The sequence below is a fragment of the Kaistella treverensis genome, from assembly GCF_900114045.1.
Classification (GTDB): Bacteria; Bacteroidota; Bacteroidia; order Flavobacteriales; family Weeksellaceae; genus Kaistella; species Kaistella treverensis.
In genome coordinates this window covers 426,512-447,329 of sequence record NZ_FORQ01000002.1, presented here as the reverse complement: position 1 = coordinate 447,329, position 20,818 = coordinate 426,512, and the positions used below count along the sequence as shown (strand labels likewise).

19 protein-coding genes are annotated in these 20,818 nt (G+C 39.2%); 10 read left to right on the top strand and 9 right to left on the bottom strand.

The genetic code is table 11. The features are described 5' to 3' along the window. Window positions 1–15 precede the first annotated feature (15 nt). Window positions 16–3,111 carry a TAT-variant-translocated molybdopterin oxidoreductase gene (locus BMZ55_RS07490; RefSeq protein WP_089819801.1) on the bottom strand — a complete coding sequence of 1,032 codons (3,096 nt, stop codon included), beginning with the start codon at window positions 3,109–3,111 and terminating at the stop codon, window positions 16–18. Window positions 3,112–3,132: 21 nt separating this feature from the next. Further along, window positions 3,133–4,512 carry a c-type cytochrome gene (locus BMZ55_RS07485; protein WP_089819800.1) on the bottom strand — a complete coding sequence of 460 codons (1,380 nt, stop codon included), beginning with the start codon at window positions 4,510–4,512 and terminating at the stop codon, window positions 3,133–3,135. Between the two features lie 185 nt (window positions 4,513–4,697). Here BMZ55_RS07485 and BMZ55_RS07480 point away from each other — a divergent pair, with 185 nt between their 5' ends. Further along, window positions 4,698–5,225: an SPOR domain-containing protein gene (locus tag BMZ55_RS07480; protein ID WP_039340824.1), complete on the top strand. Its 528-nt coding sequence runs from the start codon at window positions 4,698–4,700 to the stop codon at window positions 5,223–5,225. 368 nt (window positions 5,226–5,593) lie between these two features. On the opposite strand, the gene BMZ55_RS07475 is transcribed toward BMZ55_RS07480, so the two are convergent. Then, window positions 5,594–6,280 (bottom strand): response regulator transcription factor, encoded by a 687-nt coding sequence (locus BMZ55_RS07475; RefSeq protein ID WP_039340827.1) that lies wholly within the window; start codon window positions 6,278–6,280, stop codon window positions 5,594–5,596. Window positions 6,281–6,329: 49 nt separating this feature from the next. Further along, on the bottom strand, window positions 6,330–7,877 hold the full coding sequence (locus tag BMZ55_RS07470) for a sensor histidine kinase (protein WP_089819799.1): 1,548 nt from the start codon (window positions 7,875–7,877) through the stop codon (window positions 6,330–6,332). Window positions 7,878–8,062: 185 nt separating this feature from the next. On the opposite strand from BMZ55_RS07470, the gene BMZ55_RS07465 reads away from it, so the two are divergent. Continuing rightward, window positions 8,063–8,560 carry an SRPBCC family protein gene (locus BMZ55_RS07465; RefSeq protein ID WP_089819798.1) on the top strand — a complete coding sequence of 166 codons (498 nt, stop codon included), beginning with the start codon at window positions 8,063–8,065 and terminating at the stop codon, window positions 8,558–8,560. Window positions 8,561–8,619: 59 nt separating this feature from the next. Here the strand turns inward: BMZ55_RS07465 and BMZ55_RS07460 are convergent, their stop codons facing one another. The 4 genes from BMZ55_RS07460 to BMZ55_RS07445 all read right to left on the bottom strand — a co-directional run bounded on the left by BMZ55_RS07460 (window position 8,620) and on the right by BMZ55_RS07445 (window position 12,532). Then, entirely contained in the window at window positions 8,620–8,973 is a 354-nt protein-coding gene (locus tag BMZ55_RS07460; protein WP_089819797.1) for a hypothetical protein, read from the bottom strand. Further along, window positions 8,963–11,059: a S9 family peptidase gene (locus BMZ55_RS07455; protein WP_089819796.1), complete on the bottom strand. Its 2,097-nt coding sequence runs from the start codon at window positions 11,057–11,059 to the stop codon at window positions 8,963–8,965. The genes BMZ55_RS07460 and BMZ55_RS07455 overlap by 11 nt, the downstream gene beginning before the upstream one ends. Window positions 11,060–11,137: 78 nt before the next feature. After that, complete coding sequence (locus tag BMZ55_RS07450) at window positions 11,138–11,878, bottom strand: uroporphyrinogen-III synthase (protein WP_039340840.1); 741 nt, start codon at window positions 11,876–11,878, stop codon at window positions 11,138–11,140. 12 nt (window positions 11,879–11,890) lie between these two features. Further along, window positions 11,891–12,532: a DUF4271 domain-containing protein gene (locus BMZ55_RS07445; RefSeq protein ID WP_233701919.1), complete on the bottom strand. Its 642-nt coding sequence runs from the start codon at window positions 12,530–12,532 to the stop codon at window positions 11,891–11,893. A gap of 136 nt (window positions 12,533–12,668) precedes the next feature. Here BMZ55_RS07445 and BMZ55_RS07440 point away from each other — a divergent pair, with 136 nt between their 5' ends. Genes BMZ55_RS07440 through BMZ55_RS07425 form a run of 4 tightly spaced genes read left to right on the top strand, consistent with a single transcriptional unit; the run spans window position 12,669 to window position 16,002 of the window. Next, the gene (locus tag BMZ55_RS07440; RefSeq protein WP_089819794.1) at window positions 12,669–13,385 is read left to right on the top strand and encodes a polyprenol monophosphomannose synthase; all 717 of its coding nucleotides are present in this window, start codon (window positions 12,669–12,671) and stop codon (window positions 13,383–13,385) included. Continuing rightward, entirely contained in the window at window positions 13,382–13,750 is a 369-nt protein-coding gene (locus BMZ55_RS07435; protein WP_177179794.1) for a DUF4296 domain-containing protein, read from the top strand. The genes BMZ55_RS07440 and BMZ55_RS07435 overlap by 4 nt, the downstream gene beginning before the upstream one ends. Before the next feature lies 1 nt (window position 13,751). Then, the gene (gene tgt / locus BMZ55_RS07430; RefSeq protein WP_089819792.1) at window positions 13,752–14,888 is read left to right on the top strand and encodes a tRNA guanosine(34) transglycosylase Tgt; all 1,137 of its coding nucleotides are present in this window, start codon (window positions 13,752–13,754) and stop codon (window positions 14,886–14,888) included. 19 nt (window positions 14,889–14,907) lie between these two features. After that, complete coding sequence (locus tag BMZ55_RS07425) at window positions 14,908–16,002, top strand: LptF/LptG family permease (protein WP_039340853.1); 1,095 nt, start codon at window positions 14,908–14,910, stop codon at window positions 16,000–16,002. Here the strand turns inward: BMZ55_RS07425 and BMZ55_RS07420 are convergent. Continuing rightward, the gene (locus BMZ55_RS07420) at window positions 15,996–16,712 is read right to left on the bottom strand and encodes a biotin--[acetyl-CoA-carboxylase] ligase (RefSeq protein WP_089819791.1); all 717 of its coding nucleotides are present in this window, start codon (window positions 16,710–16,712) and stop codon (window positions 15,996–15,998) included. The two genes, BMZ55_RS07425 and BMZ55_RS07420, sit on opposite strands and share 7 nt — an antisense overlap. 87 nt (window positions 16,713–16,799) lie before the next feature. Between BMZ55_RS07420 and rsfS the strand changes: the two genes are divergently transcribed. The 4 genes from rsfS to BMZ55_RS07400 all read left to right on the top strand — a co-directional run bounded on the left by rsfS (window position 16,800) and on the right by BMZ55_RS07400 (window position 20,818). Next, a complete protein-coding gene (rsfS, locus tag BMZ55_RS07415) occupies window positions 16,800–17,162 on the top strand; it encodes a ribosome silencing factor (RefSeq protein ID WP_039340859.1) in 363 nt (120 codons plus the stop codon). A 48-nt stretch (window positions 17,163–17,210) separates the two neighbouring features. Then, window positions 17,211–19,202 carry an ATP-dependent zinc metalloprotease FtsH gene (gene ftsH / locus BMZ55_RS07410; RefSeq protein ID WP_089819790.1) on the top strand — a complete coding sequence of 664 codons (1,992 nt, stop codon included), beginning with the start codon at window positions 17,211–17,213 and terminating at the stop codon, window positions 19,200–19,202. Window positions 19,203–19,315: 113 nt separating this feature from the next. Further along, window positions 19,316–19,897, top strand: coding sequence for an LUD domain-containing protein (locus BMZ55_RS07405; protein ID WP_089819789.1), 582 nt, complete (start codon window positions 19,316–19,318; stop codon window positions 19,895–19,897). A 45-nt stretch (window positions 19,898–19,942) separates the two neighbouring features. Next, entirely contained in the window at window positions 19,943–20,818 is an 876-nt protein-coding gene (locus BMZ55_RS07400) for a phosphatidate cytidylyltransferase (protein WP_089819788.1), read from the top strand.

Genomic DNA, 20,818 nt, shown 5'->3' with positions numbered 1-20,818 from the left:
TTACCTATTTATTATTTAAACATTATTTTCTTTTCTATTTCTCACTTTGGTGTGGTAGAATACGTTAGGTTTAGTCCCAATTTCTTCCAGCAAAGTATACTTCCTGTTGGTGCTGAATAATTTGCGAACTTCAGAGTTCTTATCATTCATATCACCAAATGTATAGGCACCAGTCGGACAGGCGTTTGAACAGGCAGTAGAGAACTCACCATCTTTTACAATTCTGCCTTCTTTTTTAGCTTCAAGAATTACGTTCTGTGTTTTTTGAATACACATTGAACATTTTTCCATTACCCCTCTTGTTCTTACAACAACATCAGGGTTAAGAACCATTCTGCCTAAATCATTGTTTTGATTGAAGTCGAATTTATCATTAAGGTTATAAGTAAACCAATTGAAACGTCTAACTTTATAAGGGCAGTTGTTCGCACAGTATCTTGTACCGATACATCTGTTGTAAGCCATCTGGTTCTGACCTTGCTTACCGTGAGAAGTAGCAGCTACAGGACAAACCGTTTCACATGGTGCGTGGTTACAGTGCTGGCACATCACCGGCTGGAAGATCACATCCGGATTTTCTGCCGGGTGATTAAGTATTCCACTTTCTTTATCCATGAAGTGACCGTACATTCCTGGTACATTAAGGTCCGCTGTAATTGCTTCTTCCTGAGAAAGTTTACTGTCTTTATTGGTGTCAACTTCAGCTGGAATATCTGTGGTATAGTAACGGTCAATTCTTAACCAAAACATATCACGGGACATTCTTACTTCATCTTTACCAACAACCGGAATATTGTTTTCTGCCTGACAAGCTACAACGCAGGCGCCACATCCGATACATGAGTTAAGGTCAACTGACAAATTAAAGTGTGGCCCGTCGGTATCATCGAAAGCATCCCAAAGGTCAATTTTACCTGCCGGTAAAGCACCTCCGATGGTATGATATTCCAAAGGTTTGTTCCAACCTAATTTTTCGTCATCGAATTTTACATTTAAGAACGTATCCAAAGAAACCTCTCTTGCAATTTCGTAACGGCCCATTAAAGTATTTTGAAGCTGCATCCCTGCAAATTCATGCAGATCACCAGTTTTTTCAATTTTCACATTTGAAAGAACCAAATTGCTTCCATCGAAAATCGGATAAGCATTTACCCCTGTTTCGGCAACTTTCCCGGAATTCTTTTTACCATAACCTAAAGCAAGTCCCACAGAACCGTCTGCCTGGCCTGGCTGAATATAAACCGGCACATTTTTCAAGGTTACGCCGTTTGCGGTAAGATTTACTAAAGAGCCGTTCAGCTGCATTCTGCCGTTGAGATCGTTATCGATACCTAATCTCGCCGCATCTTTTGGAGAAACTGTTAAATAGTTGTCCCAAGTCATTCTGGTGATTGGGTCCGGTAATTCCTGCAACCATGGGTTGTTGGCTTGTGTACCGTCACCTACAGCAGTTTTGGTATATAGCACCAATTCTAAATCAGAAGCTTTAAAACCTCCCAATTCAGCGATTGCCTGTTGTGCATTTCCACCGGAATAGCTTAATGACGCGGTGTTTCCACCCGCTATAATACCGTTGTATAAGGCTTGATTAAAGGTTGTAGAACCCAATAAAGTTTGAGCGTTCGCCTTTAAATAATCGTAGTAATTGTTTGCTTCGTTGCCTTTTCCGTTCATCCAAACCAAAAGAGATTCTTCAATCTGTCTTGATTTAAAGATTTTCTGGATGGTAGGCTGCATCAATGTATAAATTCCCGTCTGCGGCGCTAAATCTCCCCAGGATTCCAACCAGTTTGCTACCGGTATTACAGCTTTCGCTGCTTTATACATTTCATTTTTCTTATCGGTAACCGCAATTACATAAGGAACTTTTTCCAGAGATTTTCTGAAATTTTCGCCCTGAATGTTGGAATAAATCGGGTTTACATTGTTCGCGATTAAAACACCAACCTGACCTGCATTTAACCACGATAAAAACTCTTTGTATCGTGCACCGTCAAATTCTTTTAAGAAACTTGCTTTTCCGGTGAAAGCGCTAGAACCTAATTTTTGGTTAATTAAGTTAGCTAAAACATGAGCCGCTTTAGAACCGTCAGCAAACACAACAGCGTTGCTGCCTTTTGCCTGTAATTCTTTTACAATTTCACCAGCTTCTTTGCTGATTGCTCCACCGTTCAAACCGTTGTAAACTTCAACTAAAACTTTATTTACTGCACTTGGTTTCAAGCGTATTCTTGTATCAGCATTAGCCCCTGTCAAAGTCATGTTGGACTCCACCTGGATGTGTCTCATCATGTCCGGGCCCGGTTTTCTAGCTGCTGCGTAAGAAGTATCTAAATTTCCACCGTTAAAATCTCCTAAGAAATCTGCCTGGAAAGAAACTACCAGCTGAGTTTTAGAAAGATCGTAAACCGGTAAAGCACGCTGACCGAATACTTCCTGAGCTGCATCCAACGCTGCGCTGTATGGTAAAGCATCATAAGTTACCAGTTCTGCTGTAGGATATTTTGCTTTGAATTCACCAAACAATTTTTTAAATGTCGGTGAAGGGAAAGAATGCGATAAAACAACTATTTTTTTACCAAAGCTCTGGGCATCCGTAAGACCCTTAAGAACGAAATCATCTACTTTATCGAAAGTTTCGTCTTTACCGTTAAGTTTTGGCTGTTTTACTTTTTCGTTATCGTATAAAGTAAGGACGGACGCCTGAGTTCTTGCGCGGGTTTTACCTAAATCTCCAGCTAAAGGATTCGGTTCAATTTTAATTGGACGCCCCTCTCTGGTTTTCACTAAAACACTTGCAAAATCAAATCCGTCAAAGTAGGTACTTGCATAATAATTTGGGATACCCGGAATAATTTCGTGCGGTTTTACCACGTACGGAATTGTTTTAATAACCGGCGCCTCACAAGCTGCTAAAGTAACAGCTGCTGTAGAAAATCCTAAAAGCTTAAGGAAATCTCTACGTGAAGTCCCTGAGTCGGAAGACCGCGACGAATCTAATACCTCGTCCACCGGGATTTCTGTCTGAAATTCCTTCTGAGCCAGTTTCCCGTTCAGCGTAGGATCTTTCAGTTCTTGAATACTTCTGAATTGTATTTTATTTGAAGCCATTGATACTTCTAATTTTTGTTATTAATAATGACATTTACCACACTCAAGACCACCAATTGCATCTACGGTAACTTTCGCACCCGAGCCATACTGTTTTTTCAGCTTCTCATGTAGATTTTTGAAATATTCCTGATTATAACCATTTTTCATATCCACTTCGGTAGTTCGGTGACATTCGATACACCAACCCATAGTGAAGTCGTTTGCCATCTGTACCACGTTCATTGTGTCAACCTGTCCGTGACATGCTTTACAAACCACATCAATTTTAGCATCAGGATTTTTTTGGTTAAATCCGTTGATAATTGCGGTTTCGCCGGCGACTACGTGCTGTGCGTGGTTAAAGTAAACGAAATCCGGCATATTGTGAATTCTCGTCCATTCAACAGGTTGCGTTTTTCCGGTGTACTGTTGTGACGCTGGATCCCAGCCGGTAGCAGCATAAATTTTCTGAATTTCACCGTCATAGAAAGCCTTGTCTTTTCCTGGCTCCATATATTTGCCGTTGTATTCAGCAATATTTCGGTGACAGTTCATACACACGTTCATTGATGGAATTTCCGAAACTTTACCATATTTCGCGGAAGAGTGACAAAGCTGACAGTCAATTTTGTTTTCACCTGCGTGAATTTTGTGCGAGAAATAAATCGGCTGATCCGGTTTATAACCTTTGTATACTCCGATCCACATTAAGCTGTTCCAAATTCCGTAGGCGGCAAAAATTCCCAAAAGAACTACAAGCCCTTTTCCTACGTAATGATATTTTCTGTAAAGCTCCCCGAAAGAAACCGCTTTATTAGCATTTACACCTACCAGATCATCGTCTTGCTGAAGTTTTACCAGCTGTCGCAGTTTTAGCAACAACCAAAGCAAAAGAGCACCAATAGCTAAAAGCGAAATCAAAATCACTTTAGAGTTCATGGATTCTCTTTTGGAAACTTCAAGAGCGGTTACGGCGTCCATCCCGGCAGGAGCACCCGGCGCACCGGCAGCGGTAGCATCAGCAGCTGGCTCTGCAGCAGGAGGATTTGTGGTGTATTCTAAGATGTCATCGATTTCCTGATCACTAAGATTAGGAAACGGCGTCATCTCAACTTTGTTGAATTTTTCATAGACTTCAATGGCATATTTATCGCCCGATTCTCGTAAAGATTTGTTATCTTTAATCCACTTATGAAGCCAATCGGTATCTAAATTTTGCTCCGTTTTGAGTCTCTCTACTACGCCACCTAAAGCAGGACCTACAAGTTGCTTGTCTAAAGCGTGACACGCGGTACATTGCGCTTTGAAAAGCTTTTCACCGTTTTTTGCATCTCCCTGAGCGTAAATAGAAGCACTGGTCGACAGCAATAGACCTATTGCGATAAGACCTCTTTTGTAATGCTTTCTCCAACTAATCATTTATAAAATCTTGGGTTAGTAAATTGTATTGAGTTTACTTTCAACTTGGCAAAAATAAGACTTTTAACAGAATCTTAACAGCCGATTACGTATCCATCGGAGGTTTTGGTTTAATTTATAAAGGTTCTAAATAACAAATACTCCTATAATTTTTATTTGTTTTAAATTTGTGCAAAATATATTCGATGAAAAACTATTTTAAGATATTTGCCCTGTTTTCCCTTTTTTCGGTTAATTTCTTTACCGCACAGCAAGTTATAAAAAACGACACCATCAACGGTACGCCACTTACCATTGTGATGGACCAGAACGTGAACGACCTGCTTGCCAATATCGAAGATAAATGTGCCACACCTAGCACTACATTTTCCGGAAATAATGAGGGCAGAACCTCAGAACCGAAAATCGCCGTACCGGAACGCGAACTTACCGATGCCGAAATCTGCCGTAGAAACCCAAGAATTATGGGTTACAAAATTCAGTTGGCGGTGGTAAAAAGTAATGAAGAAGCGCGCGAAGTCGGTATGTTTTTCCGCAGACGTTTCCCGAATATGAAAGTTGAAATCGATGCCTCGCTAAGACCAAACTATAAAGTAATGGCCGGTAGTTATTTTACCAAAAAAAGTGCGGCGGCGGATCTCGCCCGAATCAAACAGCAATTCCCGAGCGCACTGCCGATACAATACCGCGTTTTCTGTGTGGAAGCAAAATAATTTCACAATACACCATATATAATAAGAGCCACTTTTTTTGAAAGTGGCTCTTATTTTTTTAATTATTAAAAATTACCTGCTTTAACGGCAAATTTTTCTATTTTGGAACACGCTGAAAACTGGCTTTAAATAAAACTAAAAAAATTACCTGCTTTAATGGCTAATTTTTTCAATTTAGCACAACACTAAAAAGTGCATTTATTTAAATCAAAAAAATTACCTAGTAAAAGAGCAAATTTTCCTGTTTTAGCAAATCGCTAATTTTATTTAAATCAAAAAAATTTGCCGCTAAAACACCGAATTTTTCAGTTTTGGCAATTGCTAAAAACTGCCGGAATTTCAAAACAAAAAATTACCGGCTATTTGGCCTAATTTTTCACCAAAAGACGGAAACCTTCACCGTGAACATTGATGATTTCCAAACCGTCATCGTCTTTCAGCAGTTTTCTCAGCTTCGCGATGTAAACATCCATACTTCTCGCGGTGAAATAATTTTCTTTTTTCCAGATTTTTCTCAAAGCCAAATCTCGCGGCATAAAATCATTGCGGTGCTGGCAAAGCAGTTTCAGCAGTTCGTTTTCTTTTGGCGAAAGCTTGTATTCATTTTCACCAACACGCAATTGTCTCAACATCGAATCGAAAAATATATTGCTGATTTTAAACTGTTCCTGCTCATCATTTTCCAATGTCGCGCTGCGCTGCAAAATCGCTTTTATTTTGTAAAGAAGCAGTTCGGTATCGAAAGGTTTTGTAATATAATCGTCGGCGCCCAGCTGGTAACCTTTCAGGATATCTTCGCGCATATTCCGCGCGGTGAGGAAAATTATGGGAATATTTTTATCAATGCGCTTTACGTCTTCCGCCAAACTGAAACCATCTTTTTTCGGCATCATCACATCGAAAATACAGATATCAAACTCGTTTTCCGTAAATTCTTTCAAGCCCTGTTCACCGTCCGTTGCAAGGGTAACCTCGAAATTATTAATGGATAAATAATCCTTCAAAACCGCACCAAAACTTTGGTCGTCTTCTACTAATAAGATTCTGTTGCTCATAATTTATTTGTTTAATGTTATACGGCTTTCACCTACTTTTTTATTTTTTTTAAACCATCGGTAATTTGATGGTGAACTTGCTTCCAAGACCTTTTTGAGATTCCACCAATACAACGCCTTTATGGAGTTCAATGATTTTCTTCACATAAGATAATCCAAGACCCTGACCTTTTACATTGTGAATATTACCCGTTTCTTCGCGGAAAAATTTCTCGAAAATCCTGGATTTATTGTCGGTTTCCATTCCGATCCCTTTGTCAGCGATTTCAATGATGTACCAGTTTCCTTCATTCCGGGTGCTTACTTTTATTTCCGGTGCTTCGGGCGAATATTTATTGGCGTTATCCAGCAGGTTTACAAGCGCATTAGAAATGTGAAATTCATCAATCTTAAAGACATATTTTTCGGTGTTAAACTCCTGAGTCAGCGTACCATCGCGATTTGCAACGATGAGGCCGAAAGATTCTGTAATCTCTTTTATGAGACTTCGCACGTCGGTTTCCTTTAAAAATAATTTAACCTCATTCCGCTCTAGTTTAGACATATTCAGCACATTTTCCACCTGCTTTTTCATTCGTAGATTCTCCTGCTTGATCAAACCGGAATAATATTTTACTTTCTCCGGATTCGTTGCAATTTTATCATTTGCCAAAGAATCTGTCGCCACCGAAATCGTCGCTAAAGGAGTTTTAAATTCGTGCGACATATTGTTGATGAAATCGGTTTTCACTTCCGCAATTTTTTTCTGACGCATCATATAATTAATGGAAATAATATAAATTCCCAAAATCGTAAGCAAGGACATAAAAGTTCCGAGCAGCATAGGCAAATTATTTTTCGCCAAAGAATAATCTTTGCGCGGGAAAACCAGCGCCAGCGTGTAAAGCGGCCGGTCTTTGCTGTCGGTAAAAAGCGGATAAGTGTAATTATTTTTATCTTTTTCCTCCAAAAAAGTCGGATTCACCACTTTTGTCATTTTATTTGTGCGGTCGATAACTGCAAACCCGAATTTCGTGCTTAAACCGCTTAATTTCAGTTCATTGGACAACACCGAATCCAGCGTTTTTACATCAACTCTTTTTTCTATCGGCAAGCTGGAGGCGCTTAATTTTACAAACTGGCGCAGCGCATACGTATTATTATTAATGTCTTTGCTCATTTGTGCCGTCAGCGGTTCGGTGGTGTTTGGCGATTTTTTAATCTGAAGAATCCCCTCATCGGTGTAGAGATTTGTCAGTTTTAAACTGTCACCTTTCTGAGAAATCGGAAAATTTTGGTTTTCAACGATGCTTTTCTGGAAAATTACAGTTTCGCGGTTTCCGGCATCGGAATTTTGCTGAATGTAAGTTTGCGTTGGTTTATTGCTGCTGTCAACAACGCTTTTTCCGAAATTTTTAAAATCCTGGTTCAGGTATTTTTCATTTTCAAGCTGTGAAATCTTCAACGCAGAAGATTCCATAGAGGAATAAACTTTATTGCTAAAATCCTGATTCAAAGCGCCGTAAAGTTCCTTCAACCAATAAAGCTGAAGCGTAACAAAGACGATCATGGAAATCGTCATCAGGACAGAGATAAATGGTATAAACTTATTGTTCATCAGAAATTTTAAATATGAATTGTTAAAATTAATGATTTTAACACTGTTATAACAAATTTTTAGCCGTTATATTGTGCTTATTTTCTTAAAAATCTTTTATTTAACTAATTATAGTTAATTTTAATTTAATAAATCACGCAAAAACCGTCTGGTAAATAATAGCTAAATTTGTGAAAACAAGAAAAATGAAAGCAAAAGTCATCTTCAATACCGACGAACAGGCAGCCACGGTGTATATTATGAAAATTTTAAATGTCCAGGCAACCGAAGTTTGGTCGCATTTCACCGAAGCAACTTTGCTGGAACGCTGGTGGGCGCCAGCGCCGTGGAAAGCAGAAACTGTGGAAATGAATTTTGCACCAAACGGCTTCTGGAAGTATAAAATGACGAATCCGGAAAATCAAACCCAATTTGCCGGATTTAAATTTCATGAAATCAACAGCGGAAGAAGTTTTGATTTTACAGATTTTATGGCCGATGAACACGGAGAAATTAATCCGCTGATCCCCACTTCCAACTGGCTTGTGGGTTTTACCGGTGTGGAAGAAGGCATGAAGCTGACCATCAATATTCATTTCGGTTCTGAAGAGGAAATGAAAACTTTAATGAAACTCGGGTTTGAAGAGCGCGTGCTGAAAAGTCTGCAGCAACTGGAAAACATCTTGGAAAATCCAAAAAGTTAGTTCAGGCATTTTTAAAAAATTTGCCTAAAAAAGGCCGAAAATTTCTTTTCGGCCTTTTTTTAATTAATAAGTTCTTCGTCGATAAAATATTGAATGATCGCTTTTTTCATTAAAATCTGTTGTTCGTTCGGCTTCAGTTCTGGAAGTTTATCTACCTCATCAAAATGCGGATAACCATCATCATCGTAATGCGAAAATTTGTAGTACCCAAAAGGCTCCAATAATCTACAAACCGCAATGTGCAGGATGTTCAACTTATCATCTTTCGTATATTTCTGCTGGCCGCTACCCAGTTCCTGCACACCAATCAAAAATAAAATCGTATCGATCTGCGGGTGCTTTTCGGTATCAAACGTTTTTACAAAAAATTCTTCTACTTCCGACCACAATTGGCTTTCTGATTTATTTTCCATCAATTTTATTCTCTAATTTCATTAAAAAAGCATATTCCAGCGCGTCTTCCTTTAAAGATTCAAATCTCCCGCTGGCGCCGCCGTGACCGGAGCTTAAATCGGTTTTAAAGATAAGCAGATTTTGGTCAGTTTTCACATCCCGAAATTTCGCAGTCCATTTTGCGGGTTCCCAATATTGCACCTGAGAATCGTGAAAACCAGTGGTGATGAGTAAATTCGGGTAATTTTTCGCTTCAATATTATCGTACGGCGAATACGATTTCATATACTCGTAGTATTTTTTCTTTTTCGGATTTCCCCATTCATCAAATTCACCCGTTGTCAGCGGAATAGTTTCATCCAACATCGTGGTAACAACGTCCACGAATGGAACCTGCGCCACAATTCCGTTGAAAAGTTCTGGTTCGTAGTTCATCACTGCCCCTACCAAAAGTCCGCCGGCGCTGCCGCCCATCGCATACAAATGTTTTGATAAGGTGTAATTTTCTTTAATCAAATGTTTCGCCGCATCGATAAAATCGAAAAAAGTGTTCTTTTTATTCAGCATTTTTCCGTCTTCATACCACTCGCGGCCCAAATATTCGCCACCACGAATATGCGCGATTGCAAAAATAAAACCGCGGTTTAAAAGCGAAAGCCGCACGTTTGAAAAGCTTGCGTCCACCGTGTGACCGTAACTTCCGTAACCGTAAAGCAACAAAGGTGTTTCCGAAGATTTCGGAGTATCTTTATGAAAAACCAGCGAAATCGGCACTTTTTTTCCGTCGCGCGCTTTTGCCCAGATTCTTTCGGAAATATAATTTTCGGGTGAAAAATCGCCACCTAAAACTTCCTGCTGTTTCAGGAGAATTGTGGTTCGTTCCTTCATGTCATATTCGAAAGTTGAACTTGGCTGCGTCAAAGAAGTGTAGCCATAACGAAGTTTATCGGTATCAAATTCCAGATTTAAACCGATATAAGCGGTATACGTAGGATCGGAAAAAGGTAAAAAATGGACAGAATTGTCGGTAGAATTTATAATCTTCAGCTGCAGCAAACCTTCAGTTCTTTCTTCAAGAACAAGATATTTATTAAAAATTTCAAAACCTTCCAGCAAAACATCTTCGCGGTGCGGAATAACATCTGTCCAAAATTCAATTCCCGGTTGTGCAACTTTTGTTTTTACGAGTTTAAAATTCGTAGCGTCATCAGCATTAGTGATGATATAAAATTCATCCTGATAATGTTCCACCGCGTATTCCAGATCGTCAATTCTTGGTTGAATGATTTTCCATTCCGCCAAAACATCGCTCGCCGGAATGAAACGCTGTTCATCAGAAATTGTGCTGGAACTCGCAATGAAAATATATTCCAGCGATTTGGTTTTGTAAACATTAACGTCAAAAGTTTCATCTTTCTCGTGGAAAACCAAAACATCCTGCGAAGAATCCGTTCCAAGTTGATGCAAATAAACCTGAAAAGCGCGCAGACTTTCATCTTTCCGGATGTAGAAAACATGCTCGTTGTCGTTTGCCCAAACCGCTTTTCCGGTCGTGTTGGGAATTTGATCCTGTAAAATTTCGCCGTTTTCCAGGTTTTTAAAATTCAGCTCGTAAATTCTGCGTCCCATGTTGTCCGAAGAATAGCTCGCAAGTTTATTATTAGGTGAAACCGCGACGCTGCCAACTTCAAAAAATTTGTGCTTTTCGGCCAGAATATTTACATCGAGAATCAACTCTTCGGGATTTTCTAAAGTCAAATGTTTTCTGGTGAAAAGCGGATGTTCTTTGCCTTCCTCGTAACGTACGATGTACCAGTATTCGTTGAAAAAATACGGCAAAGATTCGTCGTTTTCCTTGTAACGCGCTTTCATTTCATCAAAAAGTTGTTGCTGAAAATCTTCGGTATCTTTCATCACCGCGTCCGCGTAGGAATTTTCTGCTTTCAGGTACGCCAAAACTTCCGGGTTTTCCCTTTCGTTCAGCCAGAAATACGGATCATTTCTTTTGTCACCGTGCGTTTCCAGAATATGGTCAACTTTCCTCGCCCTCGGCACTGAATTTTTTGGCTGCTTTTCGGGCTTTTTTTCCTGATTTATATTGCTCATTAATTATAGTCTTTAAATGATAAAAACCGGCTTTACATGGAAAGGCGGTTTTTACTTTATTTCAAAAATTTCAGAAAATTATTTTTCCAAATTTCTAATGTATTTTTCAATCGCCATGGTCATAGAAGGTGATTCCTTGCTTGGCGCCATAACATCCACGCGGAAACCGGCATCTATTGCTGCCTGTTCTGTGGTTGCTCCAAAAACGGCGATCTTGGTGTCATTCTGTTTAAAATCGGGGAAATTTTCACCCAAAGATTTGATGCCCTGACGCGTAAAAAACACAAGCATGTCGTAATCATCGATTTTAATATCGCTTAAATCGCTGCTGACGGTTTTGTACATCGTAGCTTTCACCCACTCCACGCCGGAAGCATCCATAACCTTCTGAATGTCAGAACCTAAAATGTCCGAAGCAGGTAAAATATATTTCTCCGATGGAAATTTTTTGAAAAGTGGTGCCAAATCGCAGAAGTTTTTCTCACCGAAAGAAATTTTTCTTTTTCGGTACACGATATGTTTCTGCAGGTAATTCGCAATCGCTTCAGACTGGCAGATATAGCGCATAGAATCCGGCACAGCGAAACGCATTTCTTCCGCCAAACGGAAAAAGTGGTCGATCGCATTTTTACTGGTAAAAATTACGCCGGTAAAGTGTGATAAGTCAATTTTTTGACCTCGTAGTTCTTTCGCATCTACACCTTCTACATGAATGAACTGTCTAAAATCAATCTTGATTTTTTCCTTTTTTGCCATTTCAAGATAAGGCGACGACTCGTTGGGAGCAGGTTGTGAAACAAGGATAGATTTAATTTTCATCATTAAATTTTGTTAAAAATATAATATTCTCCAAAGCGCAATGACAGGCGCTATTTGGAGCGTGCAAATATACAAAAATTTATAATACCATTTTATAGGCAGGATATATTGAGGAGAGAAGAGGTAAAGCAGTATTTTTAATAAAAAAACACCTAAAAAACCCCAAAAATAATAATTGTAAAGCAGTGATAAATCTGCATTGAAGTAAAATTGGTAAATACACGCCACGAGCAAAACCAAAGAAGCAACAAAATAAAACTTCGAGGCGGTAAACTGAAAATACGGCCATTTTTCCTGACTACCGGTTCCGGCGAAAAAAAGATAACCGAGACCGCTTTTAACCGAATAAAACAGAATTAAAACCCACAGCGTAAAACCAAACTTATTCAGCTCGTAACCGAAAAGATTCAATTCCCGGATTTTTGCCGGTACAATAGGAATGGTTTGCGAAATTAATGTCGCGAAGGACAGCACAAAAACTGCGCTGATAATTAACCAGCTTAAAAAATTATTGGAAGAATCGGCAAATTTTTGCAATATGAAAACCCGCACCGAAGAATCCCGTTGTAAGTAAAGCAACATGAAAGTATAGAGCAAAATGCAGCCTGTGACAATAAAGGTCACCCAATCATTCTGCTGTACGATTCTAACCAAGAAAAACCTTTTTGCAAAAATAAGAATATTACGGCTAATTCAACCAAAAATTAAGCAGCTGAACCGAGGATTTAGCTAAATTAGAATTTAAAAAAATAACGGCGGAATAGTTTATCTTTGCACATTAATTTTCCGGATGAAGAAACTCGTCATCATACCAACGTATAATGAGATTGAGAATATCGAAAGTATTATCTCTGCCGTGTTCGCGCTGCAGGAGGATTTCCATATTCTGGTGGTCGATGATTCCTCGCCCGACGGCACTGGTGAGGCCGTAAAAAAAATGCAGCTTTTGCACCCAAAAAATCTTTTTCTAAGCATAAGGAAAGTAAAAGACGGTCTTGGGCAAGCTTATATTCACGGTTTTAAATGGGCGCTGGAAAATAATTACGATTATATTTTTGAAATGGATGCGGATTTTTCGCACAATCCTCAGGATTTGAATAAATTATTTTTAGCCTGTCAAACAGCGGACATGAGCATCGGTTCTCGCTATTCCAAAGGCGTAAACGTGGTCAACTGGCCCATGGGAAGAGTGCTGCTTTCTTATTTTGCCTCGAAATATGTTCAGACCATTCTTGGAATTCCGATTCACGACACCACTGCAGGTTTCGTGTGTTTTTCCCGAAAGGTTTTAGAAAACATCGGTTTGGAAAACATAAAGCTGAAAGGCTACGGTTTCCAGATTGAAATGAAATTCCGTGCCTATCAGAAAGGTTTTAAAATTGTTGAAGTTCCCATAATTTTCACCAATCGCGAGCTCGGAACCAGCAAAATGAACGGCGGAATCATCCACGAAGCGGTTTTCGGCGTTTTAAATTTAAAATGGAAAGCACTCATCGGGAAGTTATGAAAAAATTTTGGCTGTTATTTCTGGCTTTTTTTGCTTTTTCCTGCGGAAAATTAATTGATCCACCGAAAAATTTAGTGGAGAAAGAAACCATGTCGCAGCTTATTGCAGATTTCGCCATGAACGAGCAACTCACAAGCGTTATTCAAAACCTGAATCTCGACAATGCCACGCGCTACACCTTAAAACAGAAAAAAACCACCGGTAAAGCTTTTACCGAAAGTTATAAATATTACACCGCGACCGGCGAAATTGAAAGCATTTTAAATGACGCCCAAAAAATTGTTTTAGAAAAAGACCCCGCCGCAAAAGTTTACATTGAAAAAAGATTAAAAGAAAACCGTAACGTACCCGTATTTGCACGATAGAATGAAGTCCCAATTTTTTACCATAAATAATACCACACCCGGAAAAGCCCGCGCCGGAACCTTATCTACAGACCACGGCAATATCCAAACGCCAATTTTTATGCCTGTTGGCACTGTAGCTTCGGTGAAAACCGTTCATCAGAGAGAATTAAAAGATGACATTAAAGCCCAGATTATTTTAGGAAATACCTATCACCTGAATCTGCGCCCGAAAATGGATGTTATGCAGGCAGCCGGCGGACTACATAAATTCATGAACTGGGATTTGCCAATTCTTACTGACTCCGGTGGTTATCAGGTTTTCTCTTTGTCAAAATCAAGAAAACTGAACGAAGAAGGCGTAAAATTTAAATCCCATATCGACGGCAGCACGCATTTTATTTCCCCCGAAAAATCAATGGAAATACAGCGGCAAATTGGTGCAGATATTTTTATGGCTTTTGATGAATGTACGCCGTATCCGTGCGATTATAATTTAGCAAAATCTTCGATGGAAATGACGCATCGTTGGTTAAAAAGATGCATCAGCTGGACTGAGGAAAATTCGGAAATTTACAGTCATAAGCAGCGTTTATTTCCAATCGTTCAGGGTTCTACTTATTCAGATTTAAGGAAAGCATCGGCGGAATTTATTTCTGAACAGAATGCCGAAGGAAACGCAATTGGCGGACTTTCTGTTGGTGAACCGGAAGATGAAATGTACCGCATTACCAACGAAGTAACCGACGTTTTACCAAAAGAAAAACCGCGTTATTTAATGGGCGTTGGTACACCGTGGAATATTCTGGAAAGCATAGGACTGGGAATTGATATGATGGATTGCGTAATGCCAACCAGAAACGCGAGAAATGCAATGCTTTTCACGTGGGGCGGCATTATGAACATGAAAAATGAAAAGTGGAAAGATGATTTTTCTGCTTTGGACGAACTTGGGACGAGCTATGTAGATTCCGAATATTCCAAAGCGTATGTACGCCACCTTTTTGCTTCGAAAGAATATTTAGGAAAGCAAATTGCTTCGGTACATAATTTAGCTTTCTATCTGGATTTGGTTCGTGTGGCCCGTGAACATATTATCGCCGGCGATTTCTATGAATGGAAAGATTCAATTATTCCGCAATTAAAAAACCGACTGTAAAAAATTCCGCCCAAAAAGCATGAAAATTATCGATTTGTATATCATCAAAAAGTACCTCGGCACCTTCGGGTTTATGCTGGGACTTTTGAGTATCATCGTTTTGGTAATTGATGTGCAGGCAAAAGCACCAAGAATTGAATCAAACGGATTTACCGTAAGCGAATTCTTAATTAATTTCTATCCTTTCTGGATCGTGAATTTGGTTATTACATTTATGTCGATTCTGGTCTTTATTTCGGTCATATTTTTCACCTCGAAAATAGCAAATAATACCGAAATTGTTGCGATTATCAGTTCCGGCGCGAGTTTTCACCGTTTTGCGCGGCCGTATTTAATCACATCAGGAGCTATTGCAGCCGCAGCTTTGCTCATCAATCATTTTGTTTTGCCGCTGGCAAATACCAAAAAAAACGAGTTGGAACCTTACACGTACACCGCAAAAAGCCGTGACCAGTTTACCGGCAATGCGGAAGTTTCCACGCAACTTTCAAAAACCGAATACATTTTCATTAAAAGTTATAACAAAAAAGACAAGCGCGGCTCTGGATTTCTGTACCAGAAATTCGATAAAAAAAGGAATTTAATTTACCAGCTGAACGCTGCAGATTTCTATTGGGAACCGGAAAAAAAGCGCTTTACAATGACCAATTTTTTGGAAAAAACATTTCTGAAAAATGATAAAGAAAAGCTGAACAATGGCAACAGCATGACCAAGGATTTCGGCCTGCCGCCGGAAGAGCTTTTCCCCGATGTTTTGCTCGGTCAAAATAAAACCACGCCAGAACTCGTCACTTTCGTAAACCGCGAAAAAGAAAAAGGAAATGCGAATTTGAATACCTATTTAAATGAACTTCATCAGCGGACATCGATGCCATTTTCGGTCATTATTCTTACATTTTTAGCGCTCTCACTTTCGTCGCAAAAAAAACGCGGCGGTTTGGGTATCAATTTAGCAATTGGGATTGCGCTGGCCTTCGTCTTTGTTTTTTCCTTCGAGGTTTTGAAAGTAGTTTCGCAAAACAAAGGACTTACGCCGCTTGTTGCAATGTGGATTCCAAATTTGGTGTTCGGACCGATCGCATTATTTCTTTATTTCCGGCGAGCAAATCAGTAAAGAAGTTCAATTTCTTTATGGAAAAACTTTTTTAATCCATCATTTTCCAGATCAACCATCAAAAAACCGGCTTCATCAACTTCTTTGATAATGCCATTTTGTCTTATTTGGTTAATTTCAAAAACCGAGACCAAATCTTTACGGAATAAATTTTTATTGAGCTGTTTTAATGTTTTTTTTGAATTTACATTTTTAGAAATATTTTCAACCAGGTATTGGTGAAGCTGTTGGGTTAAAATTTCCAAATTGTGCAAAACACCCGTTTGTGTAAGCAAAGAACCTGCTTTTGACAGATTTTCGAAATCTTCCTGCAGCACATTCAGGCCAATTCCAAACACAAAAAAAGGCTCATTTAGCAGCATTTTTTTTTCTACGAGCAAACCGGCAATTTTTTTATTTTTGATGATGATGTCGTTCGGCCATTTAATCTGAACTTTTTGCGTGGTCAAATTGGCGAGAAAATCGGCCACCAGAACAGCGGTATGGAAATTGAACAAATGGTCGGGAAGGTTTATAGACGAAGTTGGTACAGCCAGAGAATAAGCAATATTTAGGTTTTTGCCAGATTCCCAGGAATTTCCATATTGACCTTTTCCTTTAGTTTGATTGAAAGTGCAGACGGCAACCGAAGCCGGGTTTTCTACAGGTATAAATTCCCCGATTTTTTCTTGTGTTGAAGAACATTCCCGCAGGTAAAACAAGTCGGTCATTTATGAAAACTTTAAGAGTTGGAAAGGCCAAATTTCAGACTAATTAAATAAAAAAACAATAAATTTGCAGATTATACAAAATTTTTAATGAATAAGATTCCAGAAAAACAACTTCTAATCGATAAAATCGTAGAAGCTATACAAGATACAAAAGGAGAAGACATCATGATTTTCGACCTTTCAAAAATAGAAAATTCCGTTGCACAAACTTTTATTATCTGCACCGGTAACTCTAATACCCAGGTTTCTGCGCTCGCCGGAAACATCGAAAAAAAAGTAAGAAACGACCTGCACGACAGACCTTGGCATGTAGAAGGAACAGAAAATAACCTTTGGGTTTTATTGGATTATGTTTCTGTTGTGGTGCATGTTTTCCAGCGCGAAACCCGCGAATACTACGATATTGAAGAGCTTTGGGGCGACGCGGCAATAACTAAAATAGAAAATTAATTACAGCATCTGCCGGGAAAAATCCCGCGCAGAATTTTGAAAAAAGATATGAATAATAATAAAGGTTTTAACTGGTTCTTCCCCATCGTTATAGTTGCGTTATTTCTCTTTTTCTTTTCTAATATGAATGGTGATGACACCAATACAATAGATGAAGAAGGATTTTACCAGCTGATGGAGCAAGGCAAAGTAGATAATGTGCTTATTTATAAAGACACCGAAAAAGCGGATGTTTTTCTAACTCAGGCCGCAAAAACGGAAGCGGCGACGAAGCAGGTTCAAAAAGAAAGAAGCCCTTTTTCTGCTTTTGATTTTTCACCAAAACCGGATTACACTTTAAGTTTTGGTGATCTGCAGCTTTTCCTGCAAAAATTTGACACAATTAAGGCGGAAAATCCCGCAGTAGCAACTAAAAAAGATTACGGCATTGGTAAAAATCCAATGACCGAATTATTGTTTACCGCAATTTTCTGGATTGCTATTATGGCGCTGTTTTATTTCGTCATCTTCCGCAAGATGATGGGCGGCGGCGGCGGCGGCGGTGGCGGCCAAATTTTTTCAATAGGTAAGTCAAAAGCTAAGCTCTTCGATGAAAAAGATAAAGTAAACGTTTCTTTTAAAGATGTTGCAGGTTTGGAAGGCGCAAAAGAAGAAGTTCAGGAAGTTGTAGATTTCCTTAAAAATTCCGATAAATACACCAAATTAGGCGGTAAAATTCCGAAAGGTGTTTTGCTTGTTGGTCCTCCAGGAACCGGTAAAACCTTGTTAGCAAAAGCTGTAGCAGGTGAAGCTAAAGTTCCGTTTTTCTCGCTTTCAGGATCAGATTTCGTTGAAATGTTCGTGGGTGTAGGTGCTTCGCGTGTACGTGATTTATTTGCGCAGGCAAAAGCAAAATCTCCTGCCATTATTTTCATCGATGAAATTGATGCAATTGGTAGAGCAAGAGGTAAAGGAAATATGACCGGTGGAAACGACGAACGAGAAAATACACTCAACCAGTTGCTTACGGAAATGGACGGCTTCGGTACCGATACCAATGTAATCATAATGGCAGCAACCAACCGCGCTGATATTTTGGATAAAGCTTTGATGCGTGCGGGACGTTTTGACCGTTCAATTTATGTTGATTTGCCGGAACTTCATGAAAGACGCGAAATCTTCGATGTGCATTTAGCGAAAATTAAACTGGATGATAACATCGACCGTGATTTTCTTGCGAAACAAACTCCTGGATTCAGCGGAGCTGATATTGCCAATCTTTGTAATGAAGCCGCTTTGATTGCGGCCAGAAATTCTCACGAATCAGTAATGACTCAGGATTTCTTAGACGCTGTTGACCGAATCATCGGTGGTCTGGAAAAGAAAAATAAGGCCATTAAGCCGTCAGAAAAAAGACGTGTTGCCTACCACGAAGCTGGTCACGCTACCATTTCCTGGTTGGTAGAGCATGCTGCACCGCTTTTAAAAGTTACAATTGTGCCACGTGGACGATCATTAGGCGCAGCCTGGTATCTACCGGAAGAAAGACAATTGACGACCACTGAACAGATGTCTGATGAACTTTGTGCGACTTTAGGTGGCCGTGCTGCGGAACAAACCATTTTTGGAAATATTTCCACCGGCGCACTTTCCGATCTGGAAAGAGTTACCAAACAAGCGCAGGCCATGGTTACGATTTATGGTCTAAACGACAAATTAGGTAATATTTCATACTACGACAGCTCCGGTCAGTCGGAATATAGTTTCGGAAAACCTTATTCTGATCAAACCGCTAAAATGATCGACGAAGAAATTTCGAAAATCATTGAAACGCAATATCAACGAGCATTGCAAATCCTGAGCGACAACAAAGACAAACTGGATGCTCTCGCAGCAAAACTCCTTGAAAAAGAGGTTATTTTCCGCGAAGATTTAGAAGAAGTCTTCGGTCAGAGAGCCTGGGATCCGGAACTTACCGAAAATCCGGTGTCCAATGCGCATAAAGAAGGAGAACCGGAAGGCGAAGAGATTATCGCACCGGATTCCGGAACACAACTTTAAAACTTAAAAAATCCTGATTATTAACCGAAAGAAATAATCAGGATTCTTTTATAAAATTGATTGTTTCTTGAAATATTTTTTATTTTTGTATAACAATCTTATAAATTTCGAAATTGAGTCTATTTAAAAAATTGGTCGGGAAAATATTGAATCAACCTGAAGAAGAAAATGAACAGGATTTGGTTAAACTTGGAGATCAGCTGAAAAATGCTGACCTCGATTATAAGTTTGCGCAATTATTTACCCATTCCGGCGGATTTTTTAATTACTGTGCAGATGAAGCGGAAGCGCTCAATACCTTAAATCATATTCTGAAGATCGAGCAGGTAAAATCGGTTTTTTGCTGGGATCAGGATTTGAAAAATTTCCTCGATGTCATCAGCATTCCTTACACAACCAATCTCGAACTTTTCAACGACTGCGCTTTTATCACCTGTGAATATCTGATTGCTTACGACGGGAGAATTATGCTGTCACACAATAACATTCTGCATTATCACTCTTCGCGCCTGCCGGAAAAAATTGTGATTATGGCTAATGTTTCGCAAATCGTGACAAATCTGAACGACGCGATGAGCAAAATCAAACGCAACGGAAATATCCGGAATCTTACTTCTATCAGCGGCAGCAATTCAAAATTAGATACTCCGAATAAGGATAATACAAAACTTTTCTTACTTTTGCTGGAAGATTAAAAATCTTTATACGCCGCAAAACCAGCTCAACATTAATTAAAAATTTTGGATAAAAATCTACTTCTACGCCTTTTTGGTGGTGCTTTATATGGCTTGCTTGTCATCATGTGTACAACTCCACTTGGCGCAGAATGGATTAATTCAGTTTCTCCCGGACTGGTAAAACAGCAGAATCTTTTTTACGGGCTCATGACTTTTTTCGTTTTTGTTGGCGCCTGGGAATGCATACGGATCATGAAATTCGATCCGAAAAGTTGGGAAAAATGGGTCGTTTTCCCCCTTATAATTCTCGTTTTCTACTATTTTTCCAAACGGTTTTTTCAGCACGGTTTTTATTTCAATTTCAACCTTTCCGAAATATTAGCGCTATCGCTCATCGTTATTGCTGTGATCACTTTATTTAAATTTCCAAAGGAATTATACTTTGATAACGGTAAATTAATTTTCACCGTTATTTATACCGCGCTGCCATTTAGTTTCGCTTTAGGTTTACCGAAGTTTTCGATGGTTGAAGAAACATTTACGCTCGAAGTTTTCTTCCTTTTTGTTTTAATTTGGAGCAGCGATTCATTTGCGTTCTTCACCGGAAAATTTTTCGGAAAACACAAAATGGCGCCGAAAATTTCACCGAAAAAAACCTGGGAAGGATTTGCCGGCGGCGTTTTTTTCACCCTTATAATCGGGTATTTTATCGAAATGAGATTTCCGGATTTACGCGGAAATTTTATCATTGTAGGATTTTTGGTTTCGGTTTTCGCGCCGTTCGGAGATTTGGTTGAAAGCCAGCTGAAAAGAAATTTCGGTGTGAAGGATTCTGGAAATATTATTCCCGGTCACGGCGGAATTTTAGACCGTTTAGACAGTTTTATTATCTGCGCACCAGTCGTATATTTATACTTTATTTTAGAAAAATTATTTTAA

Bases quoted from the DNA above. Each gene is read 5' to 3' on its own strand.
- BMZ55_RS07450 (WP_039340840.1), bottom strand. From the start codon at position 11,878: ATGAAAATTAAATCTATCCTTGTTTCACAACCTGCTCCCAACGAGTCG.
- ftsH (WP_089819790.1), top strand. From the start codon at position 17,211: ATGAATAATAATAAAGGTTTTAACTGGTTCTTCCCCATCGTTATAGTT.
- BMZ55_RS07420 (WP_089819791.1), bottom strand. From the start codon at position 16,712: ATGACCGACTTGTTTTACCTGCGGGAATGTTCTTCAACACAAGAAAAA.
- tgt (WP_089819792.1), top strand. From the start codon at position 13,752: ATGAAGTCCCAATTTTTTACCATAAATAATACCACACCCGGAAAAGCC.
- BMZ55_RS07485 (WP_089819800.1), bottom strand. From the start codon at position 4,512: ATGATTAGTTGGAGAAAGCATTACAAAAGAGGTCTTATCGCAATAGGT.
- BMZ55_RS07475 (WP_039340827.1), bottom strand. From the start codon at position 6,280: ATGAGCAACAGAATCTTATTAGTAGAAGACGACCAAAGTTTTGGTGCG.
- rsfS (WP_039340859.1), top strand. From the start codon at position 16,800: ATGAATAAGATTCCAGAAAAACAACTTCTAATCGATAAAATCGTAGAA.
- BMZ55_RS07470 (WP_089819799.1), bottom strand. From the start codon at position 7,877: ATGAACAATAAGTTTATACCATTTATCTCTGTCCTGATGACGATTTCC.
- BMZ55_RS07440 (WP_089819794.1), top strand. From the start codon at position 12,669: ATGAAGAAACTCGTCATCATACCAACGTATAATGAGATTGAGAATATC.
- BMZ55_RS07480 (WP_039340824.1), top strand. From the start codon at position 4,698: ATGAAAAACTATTTTAAGATATTTGCCCTGTTTTCCCTTTTTTCGGTT.
- BMZ55_RS07435 (WP_177179794.1), top strand. From the start codon at position 13,382: ATGAAAAAATTTTGGCTGTTATTTCTGGCTTTTTTTGCTTTTTCCTGC.
- BMZ55_RS07460 (WP_089819797.1), bottom strand. From the start codon at position 8,973: ATGGAAAATAAATCAGAAAGCCAATTGTGGTCGGAAGTAGAAGAATTT.
- BMZ55_RS07425 (WP_039340853.1), top strand. From the start codon at position 14,908: ATGAAAATTATCGATTTGTATATCATCAAAAAGTACCTCGGCACCTTC.
- BMZ55_RS07455 (WP_089819796.1), bottom strand. From the start codon at position 11,059: ATGAGCAATATAAATCAGGAAAAAAAGCCCGAAAAGCAGCCAAAAAAT.
- BMZ55_RS07465 (WP_089819798.1), top strand. From the start codon at position 8,063: ATGAAAGCAAAAGTCATCTTCAATACCGACGAACAGGCAGCCACGGTG.
- BMZ55_RS07490 (WP_089819801.1), bottom strand. From the start codon at position 3,111: ATGGCTTCAAATAAAATACAATTCAGAAGTATTCAAGAACTGAAAGAT.